The sequence below is a fragment of the Flavobacterium sp. genome (assembly GCF_027484705.1).
Taxonomy (GTDB): domain Bacteria; phylum Bacteroidota; class Bacteroidia; order Flavobacteriales; family Flavobacteriaceae; genus Flavobacterium.
Genome location: NZ_JAIXSL010000007.1, coordinates 130,651 through 156,948, shown reverse-complemented (window position 1 = coordinate 156,948; position 26,298 = coordinate 130,651). Strand labels below are relative to the sequence as shown.

The following is a 26,298-nucleotide window of genomic DNA, read 5'->3' as shown; positions in this document are numbered from 1 at the left end:
TTCAAAAGAAATGACTAAACTAAAATTCATACTAAGCGGCGGCGGCACCGGTGGACACATCTACCCGGCGATTGCTATTGCCAATGAATTGAAGTCGCGGTTTCCCGATGCAGAATTCCTGTTCGTAGGTGCTCGGGACAAAATGGAAATGCAGAAAGTGCCGCAAGCAGGCTACCAAATCATAGGTTTATGGATTGCTGGTTTGCAACGCAAAATCACCATAGATAACGCGATGTTTCCTATAAAACTGATGTCAAGCCTTATGAAATCTAGGGCAATCATCAAGCAATTCCAACCCGATGTCGTAATCGGTACCGGAGGATTTGTGAGCGGGCCTTTATTGCAGGCGGCCAATCGCGCAGGTGTTCCTACTGTAATACAAGAACAGAATTCCTATCCGGGAATTACGAACAAACTATTGGCTAAAAAAGCGAAATCCATTTGCGTCGCGTACGAAAATTTAGAACGCTTTTTCCCAAAAGATAAAATCCGTCTGACCGGAAATCCTGTTCGGCAAGATTTAATTGCGATTGATGAGAAAAGGATTGATGGCATCGCCTATTTCAAACTCAATGCGGCGAAGAAAACATTATTAGTGCTCGGCGGAAGTTTGGGTTCGAGAAGAATCAACCAACTCATCGCCAAAGAAATTGAATTTTTTGCGTCACAAGGCGTTCAAGTCATCTGGCAATGTGGGAAATTTTATATCGAGGAATACCAGCATTTCAATGAAAAAGAAAATGTGCAGGTGCTGGCCTTCATCGACAAAATGGATATGGTTTACGCTGCCGCAGATTTCGTGATTTCACGCGCCGGAGCTTCATCAGTTTCGGAATTATGTATTGTCGGGAAACCTGTGATTTTCATTCCATCGCCGAATGTTGCTGAAGACCACCAAACCAAAAACGCCAAAGCGATTGTTGACAAAAATGGCGCCTTACTGTTGAAAGAAACCGAACTCGACGAAAAATTCGAAACGGTTTTTACGCAGCTTTTGCAAAATGAAAACGAACAAATGACGTTATCCAAGAACATCAAAGCGCTTGCAAAACCAAACGCCACAAAAGATATCGTTGAAGAAATTATAAAATTAATCAAAACATAAAACGAGCAAACTCAGTTACTCAGTCGCTCAGCAACTCAAAATGAACCTGAACCAAATCCATAACGTCTATTTTATCGGCATCGGAGGCATCGGAATGAGTGCGTTGGCGCGTTATTTCAAAACCATTGGCAAAAAGGTGTCAGGTTACGACAAAACCGAAACCGAGCTCACGAAGGAATTGCAGGAAAGTGGGATCGCCATTCATTTTGAAGATGCCATCAGACTGATTCCAGAAGATTTTTACGTAGAAAATACGCTCGTGATTATTACGCCGGCGGTTCCCGTGACGCATTCCGAATGGAATTATTTCATCGAAAGGAATTACCAGATCAAAAAAAGATCGGAAGTGTTGGGCATCATAACCAAGGACACATTTTGTTTCGCCGTTGCAGGAACGCATGGTAAAACCACGACTTCAAGCATTCTCGGGCATATATTATTTCAAAGTGGTGTCGATGTGACGGCTTTTGTTGGCGGCATTGTTGAGAATTATGACTCCAATTTAATCGGCAACGGAAAAACAGTAACCGTGGTGGAAGCCGATGAATTCGACCGTTCGTTTTTGCATCTGCATCCTGATATCGCTTGCGTGACTTCGACCGATGCGGACCATCTTGATATTTATGGCGATAAAGCCTCGATTGAAGCTTCGTTTTTGGAATTTGCGGATAAAGTGCAAGATAAAACCAAACTGTTCGTGGCGAAAGGATTGGCTTTGAAAGGAATTACGGTTGCGGTGAATGATGATGCGCAATTCAAAGCATTTAACGTGCGGATTGAAAACAGCCAATACGTTTTTGATGTGCAGACGCCTACCGAAATATTGACCGACATTCGATTCAGCTTGCCGGGAACGCACAATTTGATGAATGCGCTCATGGCTTTGGCGATGGCGAAAACTTATGATGTATCCACAGATGATATTCGTAAAGCATTGGCTTCATTCAAGGGAATCCGTCGAAGATTTTCATTTCAGATTCAGAAAGACCATTTGGTGTTCATTGATGATTATGCGCACCATCCGACCGAAATCAATGCCGTGCATCAGGCGGTCCGAGAGTTATATCCTAATCAAAAAGTGCTCGCGATTTTTCAACCGCATTTGTTTAGCCGGACAAGGGATTTTGTTGAAGGATTTGCAGCGAGTTTATCGGCTTTTGACGAAGTGATTTTACTTGATATTTATCCGGCCAGAGAATTGCCGATGGAAGGCGTAACCTCACAATGGCTGTTGTCAAAAATGACGAATCCGAACGTGAAATTGGTTTCCAAAACGGATCTGATTCCGGAGATTTTAAAAAGCGACGCCACGGTCATAGTCACCATAGGCGCGGGCGATATTGGTGAATTGGTCAAACCGATTAAAAAAGCATTGTCATGAAATTTTTCAAATGGAGTAACATAAGATTGGTCCTGATGATTGCCTTGATGGCGTTTCTGTATTCGTTCACTTCGATGCGAAACGAGCACCGGAAATTGGCTAAATCAATGGTCGTTTTTACCGATGATTCGAACCCGTTCATCAAGCAGGAAACGGTTAATAAATTGTTAATAGAAAATAAAACGGATGCTTCAGCCATCCAAAAAGTTGATTTAGATTTGAACCAATTGGAAAAGTCTATCAACGCGAACCCAATGATTGAAAAATCTGAGGTTTTCGTGAGTATTGATGGGGTCTTAAAAGCCGTGGTCAAACAAAAAACGCCCATTGCGAGACTGTTCAACGAACAAGGGTCATTTTACATTGACTATCAAGGAAGTACAATGCCTTTGTCGGAAGAGTTTACCGCAAGAGTTCCAATTATTTCGGGGGAAATTAACAAAGTAAATCAGGACGAATTCAACAAATTATTGCGGTTTGTTTACGACGATGACTTTTTGAAAAAAAACATCATCGGAATACAAATCACGCCGACTGGCAGCTTAAAAATGTTGAACCGGAATTTCGATTACGAGATTGAATTCGGTAAAACGATCAATATCGAAAGGAAATTCAACAACTATAAAGCGTTTTATCAAAAAGCCGTTGTAGACAGTTCGCTATACAAATACAAAAAAATCAATCTGACGTTTACGCAACAGGTCGTGTGCTCTAAATAATAGATTATGGAAAAAGAAAATATCGCAGTAGGTCTTGACATTGGAACCACCAAAATCGTCGCCATGATCGGCAAGAAGAACGAGTATGGAAAGCTGGAAATTTTAGGCGTTGGGAAATCCAAAAGTCTTGGCGTGGCCCGTGGTGTCGTGAACAATATCACGCAGACCATCCATTCTATTCAGCAAGCCATTCTGGAAGCGGAAAACAATTCAGGCTATAAAATCAAAGACGTTGTTGTTGGTATTGCCGGGCAACACATTCGCAGCATCCAGCACAGCGATTACATCAGTCGTGCGAATGCCGAAGAAGTGATTGGTGGAAAAGACATCGATTTGCTGATCAACCAAGTACACAAACTGGCGATGCTTCCGGGTGAAGAAATCATTCACGTATTGCCACAGGAATTTAAAATCGACGGACAATCCGATATCAAAGAACCGATTGGTATGTACGGCGGGCGTTTGGAAAGCAGTTTCCACGTGGTTGTCGGACAAGCTTCTTCGATCAGAAATGTTGGGCGTTGCATCCAGAGTTCAGGCATTGAATTGTCAGGATTGACGTTGGAGCCTTTAGCTTCAGCCGACGCCGTTTTGAGCCAAGAGGAAAAAGAAGCCGGAGTTGCCCTTATCGATATCGGTGGAGGAACAACAGATTTAGCGATTTTTAAAGACGGCATCATCCGCCACACGGCAGTAATTCCTTTCGGAGGAAACGTGATTACGGACGATATCAAAGAAGGTTGCTCGATCATTGAAAAGCAAGCGGAATTATTGAAAATTAAATTCGGGTCTGCATGGCCTGGTGAAAATAAAGACAACGAGATCGTCTCCATCCCGGGATTGCGCGGAAGAGAACCAAAGGAAATATCCTTGAAAAACCTTTCGAAAATCATCCACGCGCGCGTTGTTGAAATTATCGAACAGGTTTTTGCAGAAATCAAAGCTTACGGTCACGAAGATCCGCGCAAGAAATTGATTGCAGGAATCGTTTTAACCGGAGGCGGCGCAAATTTGAAACATATCAAACAACTCGTTGAATACATCACCGGAATGGATACAAGAATCGGTTATCCTAACGAGCATTTGGCCGGAAACTCCGATGAAGAAATCTCCAGCCCGTTATACGCTACAGCGGTTGGTTTGGTGATGAACAGCATCGAAAACAAAACGCAAAGCGCGGTCAGAAAAGAAACGACTGTGGTTCCGGAAAAAGTGACTTTCAAACAGGAAAGGACTTTCGAACCTTTCGACATTCCGAAACCGGAAGCCGAAGTGGTTTTTGAAAAAGCCGAAGCACCGAAAGAAGAGGTACAAGCGGTGGTTGAAGAAGTGGTGTTCAAACCCGAATCGACCGAAACAAAAATCCGACGTTCGTTTTTTGACAAATATGTCGACAAGATTAAGGAATTTTTAGACAACGCAGAGTAAGGCCCCGACTAAACAAGCATAAAAGAATAAGAATATCAAAAACCAAAAATTATGACAAGCAACTCAGATTTTGGAAACATTTCGTTCGATTTACCTAAAAATCAATCCAACGTCATCAAAGTAATTGGAGTAGGCGGTGGCGGAAGCAATGCCATCAATCACATGTTCAAGCAAGGCATCAAAGGCGTAGATTTTATCGTCTGCAACACCGATTCTCAAGCTTTGCAGAACAGTTCCGTTCCCAACAAAATTCAATTGGGCGTGCATCTTACCGAAGGACTTGGCGCTGGCGCTAATCCTGAAGTCGGACAGCAATCCGCAATCGAAAGCATCGCTGACATCGAAAAGATGCTCGATACCAATACCAAAATGGTGTTTATCACTGCAGGTATGGGTGGTGGAACAGGAACAGGTGCGGCTCCGGTAATCGCTCAGTTGGCGAAAGAAAGAGATATTCTAACAGTTGGTATCGTGACGATTCCGTTCCAGTTTGAAGGGAAAGTTCGTTCGGATCAGGCTTTACTTGGTGTAGAAAAACTACGCAAGCAAGTCGATTCTTTGATTGTCATCAACAATAATAAATTAAGAGAAGTTTACGGCAATTTAGGTTTTAAAGCCGGTTTCTCTAAAGCTGATGAAGTGTTGGCGACCGCTTCCCGTGGTATCGCTGAAGTCATCACACACCACTACACGCAAAACATCGATTTAAAAGATGCGAAAACGGTATTGTCAAACAGCGGAACGGCCATTATGGGTTCGGCTACCGCCATCGGCGACAACCGTGCTAAAGAAGCCATCATTGCTGCTTTAGATTCGCCGCTTTTGAATGACAATAAAATCACCGGAGCCAAAAACGTATTGTTGCTTATCGTTTCTGGAACCAACGAAATCACGATTGACGAAATCGGGGAAATCAACGATCACATCCAGACTGAAGCGGGCTTCAACGCCAACATCATTATGGGAGTTGGTGAAGATGAAACCCTTGGAGATTCTATTGCGGTGACAATTATCGCTACCGGATTTAACGTAGAACAACAAAACGAAATCGTCAATACAGAACCTAAAAAAATCATCCATTCTTTAGATGGCGAGCATAAATTAGAGCACGATCTGACCAACAAAGCGATTCCTTCTTTCCAATTGGATAAAGAAATTGAAACGCCGGCCGCAGTTCATGAAGAAGAAAAAATCGTTTTTGAATTGATTGAAGACGAAGCGCCTCTAGCGGAAGAAACCGTTCAGGAACCAGTCATGATCGACAACAATGAATTGATCGCGATGACCGAATTCATCAAAAGTTTGGATGTGACTTTCGAAATCGTTTCACCTGAAAAACCACTTGATTTTGAAATCTCAAAACCGGTGGTTGCCGATGTGAAAGAAATTAAAGTGTTCGATCACACCGAAGTGAAAGAAGAGCAAGTGACGTTCAGTTTCGATTTGCCAATTAGTAAAACTGAAGAAGCGCCAGTTGTTGATGAAAACAAAATTCTTTTCGAACTCACCAGCGAAACCAAAGATATTATCGTAAACCAAGCGGTACAAGTCGTTCCGATGACCGAACTCAATGAAAACGGCATCATTAAATATTCGCTTGAAGAATATATGGAACTCGAAAATGAGCTTCTAAACTCAAAACCGGTTGAAAATGTTGCCGCGGAACCTATCGCTCCGGAACTTGACATCACGATGAAGAAAGTCGATGAAGTTTCTAATTTCTCGGCAGCTTTCGAAGATGTTTCGCCAATGGAAATGTCGATCGAAGATTCGTTGAAAGTAAGAGCAGACGAAAGAAGACGAAAGTTGAAAGAGTTCAATTATAAATTCCACAACAATCCGTCGCGTATGGAAGAGTTCGAGAAAGAACCGGCCTACAAAAGATTGGGAATCGATATTTCGACCAATCCAAATGACAATTCCGCATCGCGTACGTCACTAGGAACCGACAGCAACGACGACATTCAGTTGCGTTCGAACAATTCCTTCCTTCACGACAACGTCGATTAAGCAGATATCACCCAAATCCTAGTAAATAACCCGAAAATCCCCTCGAATTTTCGGGTTATTTTGTTTGTAAAAGATAAGCAAACCTCTTGAAATTTTTGTAGTTTTGTCGGGCCTTCATCCGGCTGTTCACTAAATCTTTCCTGCCGAACCCCGGCAGCAAAGGATACCGTTGCCATCCGGGGCAAGCAACAGAGGCACCATTACGAATATTAAACACACACACTTATGAGTTTATCAGCACAAATCATGGAACACATCAAAGATGCCATGAGAGCCAAAGATACTGTAGCGCTTGAAGCGTTGCGATCCATCAAATCAGAATTGCTTTTAGCACAAACCGCAAGTGGTTCAAAAGAAGAAATCACCGAAGACGAAGAAATTAAATTGCTTCAGCGACTCGTAAAAACCCGTAAGGAAAGTGCCAAAATCTATACCGAACAAAACCGTCCGGACCTTGCAGAACCAGAATTGGCACAAGTTGCAGTAATCGAAAAATTTCTTCCCGCACAACTAAGCGAAGCAGAAGTAGAAACTGTAGTGGCTAAAATTATCGCAGAAACCGGAGCATCCGGAATCGCTTCCATGGGAAAAGTTATGGGATTGGCTACGGCACAGTTGGGCGGTACAGCAGAAGGAAAAACCATTTCTGCCATCGTGAAGAAATTATTAGTATAAATAGGATTAATAGGCTGTCTTATGATCTTGAAATCTTACAGTCTCACAATCTAAAAATGGCCTCGTAGTTCAACTGGATAGAATATCAGATTTCGGCTCTGATGGTTGGGGGTTCGAACCCCTCCGAGGTCACGAATGAAAACTTAAAAAGAGAAAAAACGTCCAAGCTCGCTTGAGTGTTTTTTCTCTTTTTAAGTTTTATCAAAGCGGAGCTTTGAGGGTAAGACGGAGTCAACCCCTCCGAGGTCACAAAAGACATCATGGTTGATTTACATAACCTTTTGTGATGTCTTTTTACTTTTTCATTACATTTGAAAATCAATTACAAATCCAGACCAACTAAATCAGTATTCATGAAAAAGCAATTACTCCTTTTATTTTTGTTGCTGTCCAACGCTTTCATGGCAAGCGCAGGAACCAATCCGCCCGGTGGAACAATATTTTATGTTTCTCCGGTATGCCAAACTTCGCCGACGCAAAGTGTTATTACAAACGGATTAACGCCAGGGGGAACATTTAGCGCGTTTCCCGGAGGATTGACAATCGATAGCATTAACGGTAATATATTTCCTTCACAAAGTGATTCCGGAAATTATATGGTTACGTACACGATTCCTTCATCAGGAGTAGATCCGGCATTTGTCACTACAACAAATGTGATTATTGTGCCGACCATGGTGCCTCAATTTGGCTTTACAACCACAACCATTTGTGCAGGTTCGGTCGGGCCGACCCTGCCTGCAACTTCGTTCAACGGAATTACAGGCACATGGTTACCTCCTGTGATAGACCTTACGGTTAGCAGCGCTTATGTTTTCATACCCAATCCGGGACAATGTGCTGAGCAGACCACAATATATGTTGCGGTAGTGGCACTTCCGACAGCGATGATTTCAGCATCGGGCGACAACGTAATTTTTATTGGCACGCCAAATGCTACTGTCACTTATATATACAATGGTGAGTCATTCCAAACCATCACGCTTGACAGTGCAGGAACTGCTTCGATTTCGCTGCCGCCGAACTCAGGCCCTACAACGATTTGTTTGGTTAGTGCAGCATCAAATGGTATTCTGAATTGTACAGCTTCTTTGGTGGGTTGCGCCACAGTCCTGGCCAACAGCCAATTTGATTTTAGCGATTTAACATATAGCCCAAATCCGGTAGCGGATATGTTAGATGTAGCATCAAAAGATATGATCAAAGACGTGACAGTCTTCAATATCATGGGCCAAAAAATACTACAGCAGCATTTTGACAGCCTTGATGTGAGGGTGCCACTAGGTCAACTCAAAGCAGGAAACTATTTTGTCAAACTGGAATCAGACAATAAAGCACAAGTGATTAAAGTCATTAAGGAATAAGTTAATTCGAGGCCAGCCTTTTATCAGCAATGGTTTGGGTAGGATTTACGGCTTTGAAAACATAATTTCCCGCCACCAATATCAGCGCCGGCAGCCAAGAGTTGTGCGGCGTTTTTGTTGGTGACACCGCCATCGACTTCAATGATTGTGGAAGCGTTTTTTCTAGCCATTAAATCTTTTAGTTTTTCAATCTTATTTTTACGAAAAGTTAGATTTCAAACTAATTTATTTACATTTGGTTTCGACTAAAAACCAATACCTTATGAAAATAAAATTACTCCTCAGTTTCCTTTTGATCAATGTGTTCCTTTTGGCGAATGCAGCAACACCACCCGATGCTACGATTTATTATAATTCTCCGGTATGTAGCGCTTCAGGATTAATTACTGTAGTTTTCTCTGGAACTACTGGAGGAACTTTTAGTGCGAGTTCTGCGGGTTTGTCGATAAATCCAGTTACAGGCACGATTGACCCCCAAACAAGTTTGCCGGGAAGCTATGAGGTTTCTTATAGCATTCCGCCAGATATGGTTAATCCTGCGTTTGTAACCACTACACCGTTTATAATTGTCGCAGAGCCTTATCCGGGCATTAACGGAACAATTTCAATTTGCGAGGACAATGTGGCGCCAATATATTTACCAAGTATAATAGCTGTTCAGAATTCTGTTGGTACATGGACAAGGTTTTCAGGAACCGGAGGGACTTTCGACGCTGCTACAGGTACTTTTACACCAGGTATTGGAGCCACGACAAGCCAATTTGTGTATACTGTTGGTTCGGGAGGGCCTTGTATGGCGATGACTAGTATGGCTACAGTCGTAATTAATCCTGTTGTGTATCCGACTTTTGTACCAATAGCTCCAATTTGCCAGGGCGACACGCCTCCTGCATTGCCTGCAGTTTCTGCAAATGGAATCTCGGGAACATGGAATCCTTCAGCAATCAGTACTCTAATCCCGGCCACTACTACCTATACTTTTACACCTAATTCTGGGGGGTGTGGCCTTTCGCAGAACCTTGCCGTTACAGTTACGCTGCAGATAGTGCCGACATTCTCCTTTTCCTCTGCTACGATATGTTCGGGAAATGTACCTGTTTTGCCTTCGGTATCAACCAACGGAGTTACAGGAACGTGGTCTCCATCTACAGTAACCGCAACAGGAACTTATGTGTTTACACCTGATGCCGGCCAATGTGCCACAACAACAACGGTTGCACTTGTGGTAAGTCCGGCACCTTACGCCACGATAACCGGAAATACAACGATTTGTCAGGGAACTTCGGCTACAGTCACTTTTGCGGGTATGCCAAATTCGGTAGTAAGTTATACTACTGATTCGGGCCCTCTTCAAAGCATTGTCTTAAATGCTACCGGAACGGCAATAATCACTACTCCGCCATTAAACGCTAATTCGATGATATGTTTGGTTAGCGCCAGTTCACCGGGGAATTGTACGACTGCTATAACAGGTTGCGCTATTATTAACGTTGTGGCCAATGTTGTGATACCACCGATGCCGAATGTTACGGCATGCGGACAGTATATATTGCCTGCACTTCAGATAGGAAATTATTATACTGCACCGAATGGTGGCGGAACGATGCTCTATGCTGGAGATGTTATCACGAATACACAAGTTATTTATGTGTATTTTCCGGGTATATGTAGCTCCAATGAGGAATCTTTTGTAGTGGTGATTCTTCCTATGGTCAATCCGACGATTTCAACGGTAGACAATATCAATTATATTATTGTAGAAGACAATCAAATCCTTCAGGCCTTACAGCTCAATACCGAAGTTCAAACTGGTAATTATTCATACCAATGGATAGAATCTCAAAATGATATTATTGGAGCCAATAGCCCATCTTATACCGTCAACAATCTTCTTAATGGAGGATTGCATCACTATTCCGTTCGAGTTACCAATAACGACACCAACTGTGTTTCGCAATCTCCCGCATTTCAGGTGTTTGAAATTCCGGTTCCGGCACCGGTTGGCGATTCTAATCAAACATTTACGTTAGGCCAGACTTTGGCAGATGTGATTGTTTCAGGACAGAATATCCAATGGTATGACGTGTTCAACAGGAATGCGACTTCGAACCCGTTGCCATTGAATACGCCTTTAGTGGCAGGCGTTACTTATTATGCGACACAAACGATTAACGGACATGAAAGCGCATCGGCTTTTGAAATTACGATACAGTTTTTAGCGAATGATTCTTTTGCTTTTAAAGATTTAAAGTTCAGCCCGAATCCTGTTCAGGATGTGTTGTATATCCAGTCAAAAGATTTGATTCAGGATGTTTCTGTATTCAACATTATGGGGCAAAAAGTATTGCAACAAAATTTTGATAGCCTTGATTTGAGGTTGCCACTTGGTCAACTTAAAACAGGGAACTATTTTATAAAACTGGAATCTGACAATAAATCCCAAGTGATTAAAGTCATTAAGGAATATTAATTCGAGGTCAATCTTTTCAGATCAGCGATGGTTTGGGCAGGATTATCGGCTTTAAAAACAAAATTCCCAGCAACCAATACATCAGCGCCGGCAGCCACGAGTTGTGCGGCGTTTTTGTTGGTGACACCGCCGTCGACTTCAATCATTGTGGAAGCGTTTTTTCGGGTAATCATTGCTTTGAGTTTTTCTATTTTAGCGTAGCTGTTCTCGATGAACGATTGTCCGCCAAAACCTGGATTGACACTCATGATACAGACCAAGTCAATATCATTGATGGTATCTTCGAGCAAATCTACGTTCGTATGCGGGTTTAAAACTACTCCGGCTTTCATGCCTTCCGCTTTTATCGCTTGTAAGGTTCTATGAAGGTGATTGCAAGCTTCGTAATGTACGCTGAGTATATTGGCGCCCAAATCTGCAAAAGTCTTGATATAACGGTCCGGATCGACAATCATCAGATGCACGTCGATGGTTTTTTTGGCGTGTTTGGTGATGGCCTCTAAAACAGGCATGCCGAAAGAGATATTCGGAACGAAAACGCCATCCATGATATCGATGTGGAACCAGTCGGCTTGGGAATGGTTGATCATTTCGATGTCGCGTTGTAAGTTGGCGAAATCGGCGGCTAGGATGGAAGGGGCGATGATGGTGTTCTTCATGGTGTAGTTGTGTTTGTGCAAAAATAGTTTTTTTTACCGCAAAGACGCAAAGTTTTTCGCAAAGGTCGCTAATGGAAAATGGAGCTGCGTGAGATTTGATATTAAGAGGAGCAAGCCCAGTGGGCTTCAGGTAGATTAAAAGTATTATACAAAACTGTAAGTTCAATCTATGGATTATTGCGTGAGGGCTTGCAGCAATGTCTGAGCTCTTTTTGCGCTAGTATTACGCTGTTTGATTTACGTTATATTGATAGCGCAAAAAAGCGAGTGCAAAAGCCCGACCCTTGTGGTCACGCCCAAATATATAAAAAACAAAACTCCGGATACCCGAGCCTTTTGGCGAACTGACGGGAGTTTTGTTTCGAGAGAAAAAAACAAAACTCTGGACACCCGAGCACATTGTGCGAACTGACCGGAGTTTTGTTTCGAGAGAAAAAAACAAAACTCCGGTAATCAGCCGGAGTTTCAATCATCAATCAAAAAACGAACAGTTAATCAGACTGTTGTTACTTTTATAATTACCCTAAATAGGTTTTTAATATTTTACTTCTTGAGGTGTGTTTCAACCTGCGGATTGCTTTTTCTTTAATCTGACGAACACGTTCACGCGTTAAATCAAAAGTCTCACCAATTTCTTCAAGGGTCATCGGGTGTTGGTCGCCCAATCCGAAGTACAAACGTACGACATCGGCTTCTCTTGGCGTTAAGGTTTCTAAAGAACGTTCAATTTCGGTACGCAATGACTCATGAATCAGTTCTCTATCAGGATTCGGCGATTCTCCGGAACGCAATACGTCGTAAAGATTCGAATCTTCTCCTTCTACCAGCGGCGCATCCATTGATAAGTGGCGGCCAGAGTTTTTCATGCTTTCTTTTACGTCATTGACGGTCATGTCCAATTCCTTGGCAATTTCCTCCGCAGATGGCGGGCGCTCGTTAGATTGCTCCAACAAAGCATACATTTTATTGATTTTATTAATCGAACCAATTTTGTTCAAAGGCAAACGAACGATACGGGATTGTTCTGCCAAAGCTTGCAAAATCGACTGGCGGATCCACCAAACCGCGTAAGAAATGAATTTGAAACCACGCGTTTCATCAAAACGTTGTGCTGCTTTGATCAAACCTAAGTTTCCTTCATTAATTAAATCGGGAAGTGTCAACCCTTGATTTTGATATTGTTTCGCTACGGAAACCACAAAACGTAAATTGGCTTTTGTAAGTTTCTCTAAGGCTCTTTGATCACCGGCTTTGATTTTCTGTGCTAATTCTACTTCTTCGTCAGCGGTAATCAAATCAACTTTTCCAATTTCCTGTAAATACTTGTCTAAAGATGCCGTTTCACGGTTGGTTACCTGCTTGGTGATTTTAAGTTGTCTCATGTTTTTTTATACTTCTTTTTTATAGCGTACAAAGCTTCTACGGCATTGGGTGGGATAAAGTTACAAAAGCATTGAAATTTTATTTTTTATGTGGGCATTTCCCTACGGGTCGGGCTGTTCGCACTCGCTTTTTTGCGCCACCTGAGCCTTGGCGAACTGACGAAGTAAACGACCGCGCAAAAAGAGCTCAGACAATGCTTCCATCCCTAATGCGGGCGCTTAATATAAATTGAAAACCCAGCTCCTATGAGAAACTGGGTTTGTATGTCTTTATTTTAAAAGAAATTATAAAGTTCTGGTTCCGGTCCAGGTTCCTGAGCCATCTTGCGGATTTGTATTTTGCCATTCGCCGCTCACGTTATTTCCTGAAAGCGTTCCGCCGAAACTGCCCCCTTCATAAGATCCTTCAATTCCGTTGGTTTGAAGATTTAGACTTCCTGTCAGGAAAACTGCTTCGCTTTCTGCTACGTTAGGTCGCGTCAAGCCGTAAATATAAGTATCTATGATGACCATATTGAATGTGCCTTGATCGGTACCTGTATAAGTACCTTCATAGCATTTCACCAAATCTGAAGAATATTCTTTTACAATGTTGAAAGTAGCACCAAGATGTCCCGGAATATTTGAACTGACCACAGAAATGTCACTTCCATCAGCCGATACATCGACTGTGAAAGACATGTCGTCGCTTGTAAATACCAATCCATCTATTGCCTGATTTAGGGCAACTTGTACGGTAGTGGTGAAATTATAGGTAACGCCGTCAATGACCAATCTTGCATTGATATTTCCGTCATTCATAATGTTGATGAAAACGGTGCCTGAAGAGCCAATAAACACGCCTTTGTAGATTCCGAAATTACTGCTGTCATATTCTTGTTTTGCTGAAGATACGGTTGCTAAGCTAGGCGCGTCATCCGATGAACTGTCGCTAGAGCAACCAATACAAAAAATTCCGATTAATAATAAAGTAAATAGTTTTTTCATAGTTTGATAAGGTTATATTAGTGAGATAATAAAGATAGAAATTTATGCAGTTTTTTCCTGCCAGTTTTAGTTAAAATCGATGAAAGCAAATTATAATCGTCAAAAGTCATTAAAACAAAAACCCACATTTCATAAGTAGAAATGTGGGTTTTCTTATATCAGATTAAAAGATTACTCTTTTCTGTCTTGTCTCGGACCTCGATCGTCGCGTCTTTCAGGGCGTGGACCACGGTCTTCTCTCGGAGCATTTTCATCTCTTGGAGGTCTTGGCATCAGCGCTTTTCTTGACACTTTTTCTTTTCTGGTTTTAGGATCAATGCCAAGGTATTTCACTTGGAAAACATCGCCCATGTTCACGACGTCGGTTACGTTTTCAGTTCGCGCCCAGTCTAATTCAGATACGTGAAGCAATACTTCGTTTCCTGGGGCTTCTGTATATTCTACAACGGCACCGAAATCAAGTAATTTAATTACTTTCACTTCGTAGGATTCACCAACAGTTGGTTTGAAAATAATCGAGTCGATTTTAGCCAATACTGCTGCAATTCCAGTAGGATCTGTTCCAAGGATTTCAACAACACCTTGTTCGTCAACTTCATTAATCACGATAGTCGTTCCTGTAGCTTTTTGTAATTCTTGGATTACTTTTCCACCAGGTCCGATTAAGGCACCAATGAAAGCGCCAGGAATGGTTCTCATGATGATTTTCGGGGCATGATCTTTCACGTCTGTTCTCGGCGTAGCCAAAGTTTCAACAAGTTTACCAAGGATGTGCAAACGTCCTTCACGAGCTTGAGCCAAAGCCTGCTCCATGATTTCGTATTTCAATCCGTCAATTTTGATGTCCATTTGACAAGCGGTGATTCCTTCTGAAGTTCCGGTTACTTTGAAATCCATATCACCTAAGTGATCTTCATCACCTAAGATATCAGACAATACAGCGAAACGTTCTCCGTCCGTAATCAATCCCATGGCGATTCCAGAAACTGGACGAATCATTTGAACACCTGCGTCCATCAAAGCCAATGTTCCGGCACAAACTGTAGCCATCGAAGACGACCCGTTAGATTCCAATACTTCAGAAACAACTCTGATGGTGTATGGGTTTTCAGCAGGAATCATATTTTTTAACGCACGTTGTGCCAAGTTTCCGTGACCCACTTCACGTCGAGAAGTTCCTCTCAACGGACGCGCTTCTCCTGTAGAAAATGGTGGGAAATTATAGTGTAAATAGAATTTTTCTTCTCCTTGTTCTGATGGTGAATCAATTTGGTTGGCTTCTCTGGATGTTCCTAAAGTGGCCGTTGCCAAAGCCTGAGTTTCACCTCTTGTAAACAATGCAGAACCGTGAACTGATGGCAAATAATCTACTTCACACCAGATTGGGCGGATTTCAGTAGTTTTTCTTCCATCGAGACGTGTTCCTAAATCTAGGGTTACGTTACGAACGGCTTCTTTATTGACATCTTTAAAATATTTAGAAACCAGATCGCCGTTTTCTGTCAATTCTTCTTCGGTAAACAAAGCCTTTACTTCTTCTTTAACCGCATCGAATGAAGCCGAACGTTCGTGTTTAGCCGAACCTTTGCTTGCAATCGCGTAAATTTTATCATAAGCCGCAGTTCTTACTTTAGCGTAAATGGCGTCATCTGATTTTTCCTGCTCATACTCACGTACTTCTTTTTTTCCAAAAGCTGCTGCCAATCTTTCTTGTGCTGCAATTTGGACTTTAATATGTTCGTGAGCAAATTTGATGGCTTCTACCATTTCTGCTTCTGAAATTTCTTTCATTTCACCTTCTACCATGGCGATAGAATCGGTTGAAGCTCCAATCATCATGTCAATATCAGACAATTCTAATTGGGCACGACTTGGGTTGATGATGAATTTACCATCAATTCGTCCGACTCTTGCTTCAGAAATCAAAGTTTCAAAAGGAATGTCAGACAAAGCAAGTGCCGCCGAAGCTGCCAATCCTGCCAATGCATCCGGCATCACTTCATCGTCATGCGACATCAACTGGATCATCACCTGTACTTCTGCATGATAGTCACTTGGGAAAAGTGGACGCAAAACACGGTCAACCAATCTCATGGTCAATACTTCATTGTCGCTCGGACGTGCTTCTCTTTTGAAGAAACCGCCTGGGAAACGCCCTGCTGCTGCAAATTTTTCGCGATAATCTACCGTTAATGGTAAAAAGTCGATGCCTGGACTTGCTTTTCTTGCGGATACTACTGTTCCTAGAATAACAGTTTTTCCAATTCTTACTACTACAGAACCGTCGGCTTGTTTTGCTAAACGTCCTGTCTCGATTGTGATGCTTCTGCCATCACCTAAATCGATTGTTTCTACAAATAATTGTGGAATCATAAATTTTCCTTTTTTAATTTTACATTGGTTCTCTGCCTGTCGACAGAACAGTTGTGTTGTTGTAGTTGTTGTTGTGTACCCAATGAAAAACCAAACTTTTTCTGCAAAAATCTATAAAAAAAAAGAGGCGCGTGAGCACCTCTTTCTGGAAATATTATTTTCTAATATTCAATTCTTTAATGATCTCACGGTATCTGTTGATTTCTGTTTTCTTCAAGTAATCCAACAAAGATCTTCTTTTACCTACCAATTTCACTAGCGAACGCTCAGTGTTGTAATCGTGACGATTCTTTTTCAAGTGCTCGGTCAAGTGGTTGATTCTAAATGTGAACAAAGCAATCTGGCTTTCTGATTTTCCAGTGTTTGTCGCGCTTCCTCCGTGTTTAGCGAAGAGTTCAGCTTTTACTTCTGATGTTAAGTACATGCTAATATTATTTAAATGATTATTATGTATGAATGGAGACACTCTCAATTCGTGCGCAAAGGTAACTTTATTTTTTAATTGAACAAGTTTTTGAATTTGTTTATTTTGAAAGTGCTGTTTGAACGATTGCCTAGCCCTGATTACCTCACCTAACTTTTATTTTTATTGGAGTTCGGTGAATGCTGCGCATTTGTAGCGATATCCTTTTGCGCCGGTGTTCGGCGTGAAAGATGTAGCGGATAGCAGGTTCCCGGCTCCTGAAACGGATTATTCTTTTATAAACTTACCCGTCCAATGGCCTTTGTCAGTTTCTAACAACACTTGATAAACGCCTTTACTGAATGCTGAAACATCCACGTTTTGATAGTTTGCCGCAGTGCTGAATACCGATTGCCCTAACATATTGGTGATGCTGTATTTCACGATTTCAAAAGTTTGGTTGTCGGGCAGTTTTAGATTCAAAATAGCATGGGTCGGATTTGGATACAAAGCGATCTTGCTAAATGCATATTCGTCAAGGCCTAAATTTGGGCTCGTTACAAAAATTTTAAACGAAGGTGTTACAGGATAACCGCTTTCTCCAAATACCCGGATAAAATAAGTTTCCCCTGCGACATAATTCTGTAACGTCAATGCGCCATGAGCCTGAATGTTTTGAGCACTAATGCAACCGATCTCGATATTCGAGCAACCCTCTTGATAAATGGCCAACCCGGCATATAAATTTTCAATCCAAGGCAGCGATACAGTCATTGTACTGTTGTTGGCTACGAACTTATACCAAACGTCGCCCGATGCATAGTTGTTGCTGGTACAGCTTGGAATCGAACCTGTAAGGGTAGCGGAATTCAACGTGCCATTCGTTTCGTTGACTATAGTATTGGCTGTTAAAAGTGTTGCGTTTTCGCAGGAGTCATTCGTCGGTATTTGAAATTCCTGAACGCAAATCTCAAAATTCGAAGCTGATGTGCTATTGTTCACATTCAAAACCCGGATCCAATATTTTTCACCCACGGCAAAGTCTGTCATGATCGATTGCTCAGACAATCCTGCTGTTTGGGCATTAATGCAAACTATTGGATAATAACCCATGCTATTGGCGCTAAAAATCTCCAATCCGAGATCTAAACCATTTTCGGGCGATGTAAGGATTTGCGTCAGCGGCGTCGTGGCGGTAAATGCGTACCAGACATCTTGTAATGCACCTTCATTGCAATACGAAGGTAAGTTGCACAGGCTTGATCCGTTGAATGTTCCGGTGATGGAATTGCACGAAGCACTTGGCGTTAATACGGTTGCGGTTTTTGAAGCATCATTAACTGGCGAAACGGACTCTTGGACAAAAATTTCAAATGGAACCATAGGTGTAGCGGCATTCAAATGGAAAATCCTGACAAAATAAGTTTCCCCAACTATGAAATTATTCTGAGTGAATCTTTCGATAGCATTGACAGGATTAGCATTGATGCACCCCAGACTTGTGCCGGAACAACTTCCGGTTTTAATTTCCATGCCTAAATCAATCGCGCTGTTTGCGGGTAATAGGATTGACATCGTAGGATTGGTCGCTACAAACTGATACCAAACATCTTGGCTTGCGGCTTCATTACAGACAGAAATATTATCTAAAGTCGCACCGGTAAATGTTCCTGTCGTTGTTGAACAGGCATTGCCCGGAATTAAAAGGGTAGCATTGGAGCACACATCATTATCAGGTGCAGGATAATCGATGATGGAGATATTGAACCCGAAATTATTCGTCGCGCTACTGTTATTGAAAACCCTGATGTAATAAGTTTGACCGACAACATAATGGTTGTAAGCAAATCCATCAAACGTGATTTGCGGATTGTTGACGACGCAGCCTATCGTATTTCCTGAGCAACTTCCCTCAAAAACCTGAAGACCATAATCTCCTGCGCTGTAGGCATCTAAATTGATTTTAAGCAAAGTATTCGTAGCCACAAAAGAATACCAGATATCCTGCGTAGTGTCTGTTGCGCAACTTGGTGTTGAAGAACTTGTTGACGAATTGTATAAAGAGCCATACTGAGCAGTCCATGTAGCGGCCGGTGTTAAAAGAATCGCATTGGAGCATAAATCATTACTTGGCGGCGCGGTATACGTAACACAGAGTTGGAATCCGTACCCTATAAAATTACTGTTGTTGCACAAAACTCTGATGTAATAGGTTTGCCCAACAATAAAATTGGAATAGGTGATTTCTTCATAGGCCGATGAGGCGCTGGCATTGGCGCAGGCAACAGGTTGTCCGTTACAGTCCTGATAGATTTCTATTGATTGATCGAGTCCGTATTCCCAACCGGCTTGGTAAAGATTTATGGTCATTCCCGGTGTGACGGCAACGAATTTATACCATAAATCCTGATTGGCCAGTGGCGCGCAACTCGAAGCCGGACCATTCAACGTAGCACCAGTCAGAGAACCCATAATGGGATTGCAGAACGTATCGGGGGTAATCGTGGTCGCATTGCTGCATAAGTCGTTAGCCGGCGGCGGATAACTTACCACACAAATGTTAAAATCAGAATAAGTCGTTAAAGTAGTATTTGAATTAAATACCCTTACATAGTAAGTTTGACCAACAGTGAGCATAGGAAGCGGACTGTCTGCTGTGGGATTGCTGCAAAAGATACTGGTGCCTGAACATGAATTCTGGAACACTTCATAGCCTAAATTAAAATCGGTAACCCAAGAATACAAAGTGATATTTGTCAGCGGGGAAGTGGCTACAAACTGATACCAAACATCACCCATAATCGTGCTCGCACAACTCGGAGCGGAAGTGCTGACCGTAGCGCCGTTCATGGTTCCTGCAACGTATTCACCGCAATAACTCATACTCGGGGTTAAAGTGATGGCCTGGGCACACAAATCGTTGGCCTGTGGCATATATTCTTTGACGACAATATTAAATGTTGACGGAACAGTTGCATTGCTTGCATTAAAAACCCTTACAAAATACGTTTGCCCAACGACAAAATTATTGAGCGTAATTTCCCCATAATTATAATATTGAAAAGGATCATAATCCGAATTGATGCATCCGAGAACCAATCCGTTACAGCTTCCCTGGAAGATTTGCATTCCGATATCAACGAACCCGGCTTGGCTCAGAATCACAGACATAGTCGTAGTGGTAGCCTGAAATTGATACCAAACATCCTGCGATGCATTTGTGCCGCAACTTGGAACTGCTGTACTGATTGTAGAAAAATTGAAAAAGCCCTGAGTGGTTGTAGTAATGTCAGTAGTTGGTTGTAGCACAGCAGCATTAGCACACAAGTCATTAGCCGGAGGCGAATTATTGGTAATGCATATCTGGAACGAACCGTTTTGAACACCGCCTAAATTTAAAACCCTGATAAAATAAGTTTGCCCTACGGTATAATTCGAATAAGTGAAAATCTCTCCGCTGCTAATGGGACTTGCATTGACACAAGCAATCGAAGTTCCGGCAGGACTTCCTTCGAAAATTTGCATGCCGTGATTCAAGCCCGCCACAGTGTCTAAAAAAATGCTCATTCCCGGTGTTGTGGGAACAAATTTATACCATACATCCAGATACGGATTCGCAATGCACGAAGCAGGAGTACTGCTTAAGGAAGCATGGTAAAAACTACCCGTTTTGCATGCCGATGGGTTGGGTGTGATAAGCTCCGCATTCGATGCAAGGTCGTTCGGAGGAAAATAATCATACCAAACCGTCAGTGCAAAAGTTCCCGTGGAAATGCTACTGCTGGCATTAAGCACTCTAATATAATAGGTGTGATTTATAACAAAATTAGTCTCGCGATATTGCTCCGGATAACCTCCCGGTGCATTGTTGACACACACTATTGGAGTGCCATCGCAACTGCCATCGTATATTTCTAAAGCGATGTCTAAACCGGAATAATTGTTGGCGTAAGCCGTGATTAAATTGCTGACATGATCTGCTCTAAACTTGACCCAAACGTCTTGTGAAGCATTGGGCGCACAATTGACAGAGGGATTGCTCAGTGTGGCTCCATGAAAAGTGCCATAATAAGGCGCACAGACCCCGCTGCATGGTTCTTCGACATCGGCAGTTTCACACAAATCATTCGCAGGAGGCGGCGGTTGCAAAACACTGATTTCGAAATCATAGTCAGATGGAGTGCTAAGCCCAGAATTAAAGACTCTTATAAAGTAAGTGTTTCCTATGATAAAATTATTAGAAGCAAAGTCATCGGATTGGTTGGCTTGCAAATTCACACAACCCATGCTCGCCCCGGAACAACTGTTTTCAAACACCTGAATTCCGTAATTCGGATTGTAGGATTGCATAGAAACGGTCATGAGCGTTGCCGTGGCGACAAACTGATACCAAACATCACGCGAAGCGTTAGGCGCGCAAGACGGAGCAGGTGTTCCGATGGATGTTCCGGTAAAAGTTCCTGTTACGCTATTGCCATACCATGAAATATCAATACTTGGCGTTAAAAGTATGGCATTTTCACACAAATCATTTTGAGCATAGGAATTTCCACAAACTAAAAAAAGGCTCAAAACAAAGAATACGATACGCAGTGATTTTTTCATAATTCATCTATATTAATTTTGATATAAATGTATAGGAGGAATTATGTTTTAAAGGATCGAATCTCTCAGATTAGCGTTTTGATTTATTATTTGTCGGGTTTGAATTAGAATTGGATTTTTTAGAGGTCTGATTTTTCAATCTAAGGGAAGCAGTGTTGTGATGTAATCCGCTAAAACAACTTTGAAATCTCAGCATTCACAAATTCCAAAAACCTTTCGTCGGCTTCCGTGAACGGATCAAGCACATTCGAATCGATATCGATCTGCCCGATATTTTTGCCATTGACAAACAGCGGAACTACAATTTCTGACTTGACCGTAAAACTGCACGCGATATAATTGTCCTGCGCCTGTACATCGGGCACGACAAAGTTCTGGTTCGATTCGGCCACCTGACCGCAAATGCCTTTCCCGAAAGGAATCACGGTGTGGTCGGTCGGCGCGCCAACATAAGGTCCGAGATGCAAAGTTTTGGTTTCATGGTTCGCGAAATAGAATCCAACCCAAGTATAATAAGGAATGTTTGCTTCAAGGAGTTCACATACCTGCAATAGTTTTTCATCTCTTGAAAAATCGGATTGTTCTAAAATTTCGATTACTTTTGGCTGTAATTCTGAGAATGTCATAGCGTAATTTTTATGCAAAAGTATCCAATGCAGCGCTTTTAAATTCTATAAATTTGTTAAAAATTATTTTTTGAAAAATTACTTCCGCCAATACCGTCCATTCTTTATTTTCCTGTTGAAGTTTTTTGGGGTTTATGTCGGATTGACCGTTATATATCAATGGTACTTAAGCCAATTTGACAATACACTGGCTTTTGAAGTTGATGGTTTTACGCAAACGGTCGCACATCAAGTGCAGTCGGTTTTACAGGTTTTGCATTACGATTGTAAGCTGGCTTTGCACGAACATCAGGCTTCCGTAAAGTTGATTTTGAACGACGTCTATGTTTCTCGCGTCGTCGAAGGCTGCAATGCGCTGAGTGTCATCATTCTTTTTGCTGCATTCGTTGTGGCCTTTTCAGGAAAATGGAAACATACTATTGGTTTCATTATCGTAGGAAGTTTGCTAATTCATATATTGAATGTCTTGCGGATTGCGCTGCTTTCTTTGGCGTTGTTTTATTATCCGGAGCAGGAACCGTTATTGCATGGCGTAGTTTTTCCGTTATTCATTTATGGCGTCGTGTTCGGATTGTGGGTTATTTGGGTCAATAAATTTTCAGGTTATGCGCGAAAAGCTGTTTAAGAACAAAGCAAAATTGTTGTTGGTCATTGGGATGGTAATCTTGCTGGCTTGCGTGCGCGCTTTTGAGAATCAGTTGTTCTACGATCCGTTTTCCGTTTATTTCAAAAATGATTATCTAAACCTGGCTTTTCCGGAATACCGAGCGCTTCCGTTGCTTTTCAGTATGGCTTTCCGGTACGTTCTGAATGCTTTCTTTTCATTGGCAATCATTCAGGTTTTATTCAAAGATTGGTCGTTAACAAAATTTGCGACTGTTTTGTACGCGCTATTTTTTGTGCTGTTAATCGCGGCATTTTTCTTATTAATCACTTATTCGGACAGCCACAATAATTTCGTGTTGTTTTATATTAGGCGATTTCTGATACAGCCTTTGTTTCTGTTGTTGTTTGTGCCAGCCTTTTATTACCAACGTCTGGCAAAGAAATCATAGAAACGGTTCAGTGATTTTATTTTTAAATGAAAAAAGCACCAGCCCAACTTTCGATTTGATCCCATAGCGTTCGAAAATAGCCGCGCGGTAACCCTCTAAAGATTTGACCGACAAACCCATTTTTTCCGCCATTTGTTCGTAAGTGAATTCTTTTTCATCGCAGACTAAAGTCAAAAACTCGTGTTCTCTGGCCGATAGTTCAATGGTTTTCTTTTGCCGCGAACTATTGGTTTCCTCGTAGTTCCTGACGCGTTTTAAAATTTCGGAAACATTGTTGTAGCCAATCGTCACAATATTGTTGATCGCATATTTAAGATCGTGCGCCGTACAGTTTTTATTGAGAAATCCGCGCGCGCCAAAATTATATGCTTCATTGATGATGTGCTCATCGAAATGTTGGGTCAGCAACAAAACGCGGTATTCTTCTTCCTTTTCTTCAAGGCGTTTCAAAACCTCAATGCCATTCAAATCGGGCATCGAATAATCTAAAATATAGATGTCGGCTTTTTTGTCTAACGGCAATGCGTTGAGAAAATCTACACCACTTTCAAATTCATGAATCACTTTGATGTTGCCAAGTTTTTCCAGCAATTCAATCAATCCGTGGCGGACAATTTTATGGTCGTCGATGATGCAAACGTTGGTGGTATTCATAATTTAATTTTCTAAAAGCGTGATGGTTGTTCCTTGATTTAATTGTGATGCTATCGTAAAAGTGTAATCAATAATTTTGGCCCTTTGTGTACAGTTTTCAATACCCAAAGTGCTACGGCTTTCAATTTTTTGGTCAAATCCGACACCGTTGTCGGTCATTTTCAATTCGAATTTCGGCGAGGTTTTAATTGCAATAGTCATCGAAGTTGCTTTGGCGTGTTTGAGCATATTGTTGATGGTTTCCTGAAAAATACGGAAGATGACGATTTGTTCCTCCACGTCGAATTTGCGTTTTGAGTCATCCTGGCTCTTGAATGCAATCGTGATGGTTTTATGGTTTTCGATGCGGTCAACTTCTGCTTTTATGGCATTGATCAGCCCATTTTCTATAAGCCAGTTGTTGTTCAGCGAATGGCTGATTTGGCGAAGCGATTGAGAAAGATTGGCCACCGAAGCAGAAATAGGGGAAAGGCTTTTTTCACAATTCGGATGGTCAAGCTTAAGGTTTTCCAACTGAAAATTGATGACGGTAAGTTGCTGCCCGGCATCGTCATGCAGGTCTTGCGAAATCGACGTCAGTAATTGTTCCTGATTTTCGAGTATCGTGGTGTTGAGCGTTTTCTGAAAAGCGAGTTCTTTGCGGTTGTGCTCTTTGATTTTTTGGATGTAGAGTTTGATGAGTACCGCGCAGAATAAGACTACTAAGCTTATGAATAGTAGGCTGATGATGATTCCGAAGGCGATGTCTTTAAGCATGTCTTATTTTTCGTTCTTTGATTATGTAAACATTGATTAAAGAGTAATATACAATATTGACAAAATGGTTTATAAAAGTATAGAGTTTTACATTACTGAAAACAATCGTTGTGTTCAATTCCTTGTTTTTGAAACCAAACAAAAAGCTCATGCCTAGGAAAAACAGTACAGGGGCCAATAATAGCGTAAAATCATTCGATAGGAAAAATGATAAATGCTCTTTTTTGAGGTACGAAAAGCTTAGATATAAAAATAACACCGTATACAGCAAAGCCCCTAAAATGAATGTCAAAATATTAAAATCCTTATGACCTTCGATAAGAAATAAATTCAAAATACTAAAAACAACATAACCATAACAAAACAATATTTTTTTGTTCTTCGAAAAATTATTCAATATAATGACCAACCATAAGGTGTGATGAATGATAACTCCGACCGTAAACAAATTATGAATCTGTATTTTTTTATACATAAATGCTACTGAAGTGAATTCGGATAAAAAGCATGTCAGCAGGATGAATATCAAATAGCGGTGATTGGTTCTTTCTGGTTTTAAATAAAATAACCCAACTAAAAAAGTTGCTAATACAAGGATTTTAATTGGGTTTAACAAATGGATCATTTGGTTTTATTTTTTTAGTAAAGATCTGATAGGATCGTCCGAAAAGTCATAATAATAGTTTTTTCCTTTATAAGTAAATTTCATCATAGCTTTATAGGTATAGTTTATAGCTTCTTGAGTATCCTTTTTTGTATATAAATCTGGCACTGCTATGATTGTAAATGAAAAAAAACACTTCCCAAATTCATCAGTATTGCTTTCAGTTATTCCGATATCTTTCATGATACTATACAATAGAGGCGAAGTAAAAAGAAACGAACCTTCTTCGAACTCATCGCGGGACGATACTTTAATATTTTTAAATATGGTTGTTCTCTTAACGCGCAAATAATTTTTATAGCTCGGATTGGCATAATCAATATTAAAACGATCAACTAGTTCCTTAAACGTTAGGCCTACAAAATCTCCTTCATTTATTCGCTCTTCGGTCAATTCAATTTCGGTCATATAGTCTTCAGCGGGATTTAGAAAGTGTGCATTTCTGATATAATCGCGTGATTTTTCGAAGTCTATGAACGAAGAATTATTTTCACGCCAAGAAGGGACATTTTTTGGGGCTTCAAAACGTGCTAAATCGACGATTATCTCATTTTCAGTTTCACCAGGACAAACATACATTCCGGGATTGTCTGTTTTCCATTGATCAATACTATAAGGTGGATTCCTGCTTTCTCTTACTAAAAGCGGATTTATATATAATCTGTAAGGGCCGCATTGGGCCGTGCTTTTGGTTAAAACACCTAATAATGTTGTACACAAGATTGTCAAAAGGAATAGTTGTCTCATATGTTTTGTATTTAAATGGGTTAAAAATGTTTTTACTCTAAAAACAATGTGGCAAAGTTTCAAAAACATCAAACTTTTCTATTAGGCAAACCCCTAATCGCTTTAGGGAAAAACACCGCACGATTTCATAAAAAATAAATTTAACATTTTTAAACAAACCACCAAACTTTTTCATTGCCAATTCTTTAAGGGGAAATACTGAATTTTTTTAGGGGTTTCCCGAAGTCTGGATTTT

21 protein-coding genes and 1 tRNA gene are annotated in these 26,298 nt (G+C 41.3%); 11 read left to right on the top strand and 11 right to left on the bottom strand.

The features are described 5' to 3' along the window. The first annotated feature begins 10 nt into the window (after nt 1-10). The 8 genes from murG (at nt 11) to Q0058_RS02725 (ending at nt 8,682) form a co-directional block, all read left to right on the top strand. Nucleotides 11-1,105, top strand: a complete 1,095-nt coding sequence (gene murG, locus Q0058_RS02760; protein WP_298221207.1) for an undecaprenyldiphospho-muramoylpentapeptide beta-N-acetylglucosaminyltransferase — start codon at nt 11-13, stop codon at nt 1,103-1,105. A 40-nt stretch (nt 1,106-1,145) separates the two neighbouring features. Continuing rightward, the gene (gene murC, locus Q0058_RS02755) at nt 1,146-2,486 is read left to right on the top strand and encodes a UDP-N-acetylmuramate--L-alanine ligase (RefSeq protein WP_298221206.1); all 1,341 of its coding nucleotides are present in this window, start codon (nt 1,146-1,148) and stop codon (nt 2,484-2,486) included. Next, nucleotides 2,483-3,205: a cell division protein FtsQ gene (locus tag Q0058_RS02750; protein ID WP_298221205.1), complete on the top strand. Its 723-nt coding sequence runs from the start codon at nt 2,483-2,485 to the stop codon at nt 3,203-3,205. Before murC ends, Q0058_RS02750 begins: the two co-directional genes overlap by 4 nt. A gap of 6 nt (nt 3,206-3,211) precedes the next feature. Further along, the gene (gene ftsA / locus Q0058_RS02745) at nt 3,212-4,633 is read left to right on the top strand and encodes a cell division protein FtsA (RefSeq protein WP_298221204.1); all 1,422 of its coding nucleotides are present in this window, start codon (nt 3,212-3,214) and stop codon (nt 4,631-4,633) included. 51 nt (nt 4,634-4,684) lie between these two features. Then, the gene (gene ftsZ / locus Q0058_RS02740; protein ID WP_298221203.1) at nt 4,685-6,643 is read left to right on the top strand and encodes a cell division protein FtsZ; all 1,959 of its coding nucleotides are present in this window, start codon (nt 4,685-4,687) and stop codon (nt 6,641-6,643) included. 225 nt (nt 6,644-6,868) lie between these two features. Then, nucleotides 6,869-7,318, top strand: a complete 450-nt coding sequence (locus Q0058_RS02735; RefSeq protein ID WP_298221202.1) for a GatB/YqeY domain-containing protein — start codon at nt 6,869-6,871, stop codon at nt 7,316-7,318. A 58-nt stretch (nt 7,319-7,376) separates the two neighbouring features. Next, a tRNA-Arg gene (locus Q0058_RS02730) sits at nt 7,377-7,450 on the top strand. 221 nt (nt 7,451-7,671) lie between these two features. Continuing rightward, nucleotides 7,672-8,682 (top strand): T9SS type A sorting domain-containing protein, encoded by a 1,011-nt coding sequence (locus tag Q0058_RS02725; protein ID WP_298221201.1) that lies wholly within the window; start codon nt 7,672-7,674, stop codon nt 8,680-8,682. A gap of 23 nt (nt 8,683-8,705) precedes the next feature. Here the strand turns inward: Q0058_RS02725 and Q0058_RS02720 are convergent, their stop codons facing one another. Further along, nucleotides 8,706-8,852 (bottom strand): hypothetical protein, encoded by a 147-nt coding sequence (locus Q0058_RS02720; RefSeq protein WP_366869629.1) that lies wholly within the window; start codon nt 8,850-8,852, stop codon nt 8,706-8,708. A 92-nt stretch (nt 8,853-8,944) separates the two neighbouring features. On the opposite strand from Q0058_RS02720, the gene Q0058_RS02715 reads away from it, so the two are divergent. Further along, entirely contained in the window at nt 8,945-11,152 is a 2,208-nt protein-coding gene (locus tag Q0058_RS02715) for a T9SS type A sorting domain-containing protein (protein ID WP_298221200.1), read from the top strand. On the opposite strand, the gene rpe is transcribed toward Q0058_RS02715, so the two are convergent. The 7 genes from rpe to Q0058_RS02680 form a co-directional block, all read right to left on the bottom strand. After that, nucleotides 11,149-11,811: a ribulose-phosphate 3-epimerase gene (gene rpe, locus Q0058_RS02710; RefSeq protein ID WP_298221199.1), complete on the bottom strand. Its 663-nt coding sequence runs from the start codon at nt 11,809-11,811 to the stop codon at nt 11,149-11,151. The genes Q0058_RS02715 and rpe overlap by 4 nt on opposite strands. Nucleotides 11,812-12,329: 518 nt before the next feature. Next, nucleotides 12,330-13,193, bottom strand: coding sequence for a sigma-70 family RNA polymerase sigma factor (locus Q0058_RS02705; RefSeq protein WP_026707723.1), 864 nt, complete (start codon nt 13,191-13,193; stop codon nt 12,330-12,332). A 285-nt stretch (nt 13,194-13,478) separates the two neighbouring features. After that, nucleotides 13,479-14,180, bottom strand: a complete 702-nt coding sequence (locus Q0058_RS02700) for a hypothetical protein (RefSeq protein WP_298221198.1) — start codon at nt 14,178-14,180, stop codon at nt 13,479-13,481. Nucleotides 14,181-14,351: 171 nt separating this feature from the next. Then, nucleotides 14,352-16,553, bottom strand: a complete 2,202-nt coding sequence (locus Q0058_RS02695; protein WP_298221197.1) for a polyribonucleotide nucleotidyltransferase — start codon at nt 16,551-16,553, stop codon at nt 14,352-14,354. Nucleotides 16,554-16,707: 154 nt separating this feature from the next. Continuing rightward, on the bottom strand, nt 16,708-16,977 hold the full coding sequence (rpsO, locus tag Q0058_RS02690; protein WP_298221196.1) for a 30S ribosomal protein S15: 270 nt from the start codon (nt 16,975-16,977) through the stop codon (nt 16,708-16,710). A 267-nt stretch (nt 16,978-17,244) separates the two neighbouring features. After that, nucleotides 17,245-21,561 (bottom strand): T9SS type A sorting domain-containing protein, encoded by a 4,317-nt coding sequence (locus tag Q0058_RS02685; protein WP_298221195.1) that lies wholly within the window; start codon nt 21,559-21,561, stop codon nt 17,245-17,247. A 170-nt stretch (nt 21,562-21,731) separates the two neighbouring features. Continuing rightward, nucleotides 21,732-22,187, bottom strand: a complete 456-nt coding sequence (locus Q0058_RS02680; RefSeq protein WP_298221194.1) for a GAF domain-containing protein — start codon at nt 22,185-22,187, stop codon at nt 21,732-21,734. Nucleotides 22,188-22,257: 70 nt separating this feature from the next. On the opposite strand from Q0058_RS02680, the gene xrtF reads away from it, so the two are divergent. Next, a complete protein-coding gene (gene xrtF, locus Q0058_RS02675; RefSeq protein ID WP_298221193.1) occupies nt 22,258-22,812 on the top strand; it encodes an exosortase family protein XrtF in 555 nt (184 codons plus the stop codon). Further along, a complete protein-coding gene (locus Q0058_RS02670) occupies nt 22,793-23,242 on the top strand; it encodes an exosortase F system-associated protein (protein ID WP_298221192.1) in 450 nt (149 codons plus the stop codon). The genes xrtF and Q0058_RS02670 overlap by 20 nt, the downstream gene beginning before the upstream one ends. Here the strand turns inward: Q0058_RS02670 and Q0058_RS02665 are convergent. The 3 genes from Q0058_RS02665 to Q0058_RS02655 form a co-directional block, all read right to left on the bottom strand. Then, a complete protein-coding gene (locus tag Q0058_RS02665) occupies nt 23,237-23,896 on the bottom strand; it encodes a response regulator transcription factor (protein WP_298221191.1) in 660 nt (219 codons plus the stop codon). The genes Q0058_RS02670 and Q0058_RS02665 overlap by 6 nt on opposite strands. 3 nt (nt 23,897-23,899) lie before the next feature. Beyond that, nucleotides 23,900-24,652 (bottom strand): ATP-binding protein, encoded by a 753-nt coding sequence (locus Q0058_RS02660; protein WP_298221190.1) that lies wholly within the window; start codon nt 24,650-24,652, stop codon nt 23,900-23,902. A 631-nt stretch (nt 24,653-25,283) separates the two neighbouring features. Continuing rightward, nucleotides 25,284-26,063 (bottom strand): hypothetical protein, encoded by a 780-nt coding sequence (locus Q0058_RS02655; RefSeq protein WP_298221189.1) that lies wholly within the window; start codon nt 26,061-26,063, stop codon nt 25,284-25,286. Between the last annotated feature and the right edge of the window lie 235 nt (nt 26,064-26,298).

Bases quoted from the DNA above. Each gene is read 5' to 3' on its own strand.
- murG (WP_298221207.1), top strand. From the start codon at position 11: ATGACTAAACTAAAATTCATACTAAGCGGCGGCGGCACCGGTGGACAC.
- murC (WP_298221206.1), top strand. From the start codon at position 1,146: ATGAACCTGAACCAAATCCATAACGTCTATTTTATCGGCATCGGAGGC.
- Q0058_RS02750 (WP_298221205.1), top strand. From the start codon at position 2,483: ATGAAATTTTTCAAATGGAGTAACATAAGATTGGTCCTGATGATTGCC.
- ftsA (WP_298221204.1), top strand. From the start codon at position 3,212: ATGGAAAAAGAAAATATCGCAGTAGGTCTTGACATTGGAACCACCAAA.
- ftsZ (WP_298221203.1), top strand. From the start codon at position 4,685: ATGACAAGCAACTCAGATTTTGGAAACATTTCGTTCGATTTACCTAAA.
- Q0058_RS02735 (WP_298221202.1), top strand. From the start codon at position 6,869: ATGAGTTTATCAGCACAAATCATGGAACACATCAAAGATGCCATGAGA.
- Q0058_RS02725 (WP_298221201.1), top strand. From the start codon at position 7,672: ATGAAAAAGCAATTACTCCTTTTATTTTTGTTGCTGTCCAACGCTTTC.
- Q0058_RS02720 (WP_366869629.1), bottom strand. From the start codon at position 8,852: ATGGCTAGAAAAAACGCTTCCACAATCATTGAAGTCGATGGCGGTGTC.
- Q0058_RS02715 (WP_298221200.1), top strand. From the start codon at position 8,945: ATGAAAATAAAATTACTCCTCAGTTTCCTTTTGATCAATGTGTTCCTT.
- rpe (WP_298221199.1), bottom strand. From the start codon at position 11,811: ATGAAGAACACCATCATCGCCCCTTCCATCCTAGCCGCCGATTTCGCC.
- Q0058_RS02705 (WP_026707723.1), bottom strand. From the start codon at position 13,193: ATGAGACAACTTAAAATCACCAAGCAGGTAACCAACCGTGAAACGGCA.
- Q0058_RS02700 (WP_298221198.1), bottom strand. From the start codon at position 14,180: ATGAAAAAACTATTTACTTTATTATTAATCGGAATTTTTTGTATTGGT.
- Q0058_RS02695 (WP_298221197.1), bottom strand. From the start codon at position 16,553: ATGATTCCACAATTATTTGTAGAAACAATCGATTTAGGTGATGGCAGA.
- rpsO (WP_298221196.1), bottom strand. From the start codon at position 16,977: ATGTACTTAACATCAGAAGTAAAAGCTGAACTCTTCGCTAAACACGGA.
- Q0058_RS02685 (WP_298221195.1), bottom strand. From the start codon at position 21,561: ATGAAAAAATCACTGCGTATCGTATTCTTTGTTTTGAGCCTTTTTTTA.
- Q0058_RS02680 (WP_298221194.1), bottom strand. From the start codon at position 22,187: ATGACATTCTCAGAATTACAGCCAAAAGTAATCGAAATTTTAGAACAA.
- Q0058_RS02670 (WP_298221192.1), top strand. From the start codon at position 22,793: ATGCGCGAAAAGCTGTTTAAGAACAAAGCAAAATTGTTGTTGGTCATT.
- Q0058_RS02665 (WP_298221191.1), bottom strand. From the start codon at position 23,896: ATGAATACCACCAACGTTTGCATCATCGACGACCATAAAATTGTCCGC.
- Q0058_RS02660 (WP_298221190.1), bottom strand. From the start codon at position 24,652: ATGCTTAAAGACATCGCCTTCGGAATCATCATCAGCCTACTATTCATA.
- Q0058_RS02655 (WP_298221189.1), bottom strand. From the start codon at position 26,063: ATGAGACAACTATTCCTTTTGACAATCTTGTGTACAACATTATTAGGT.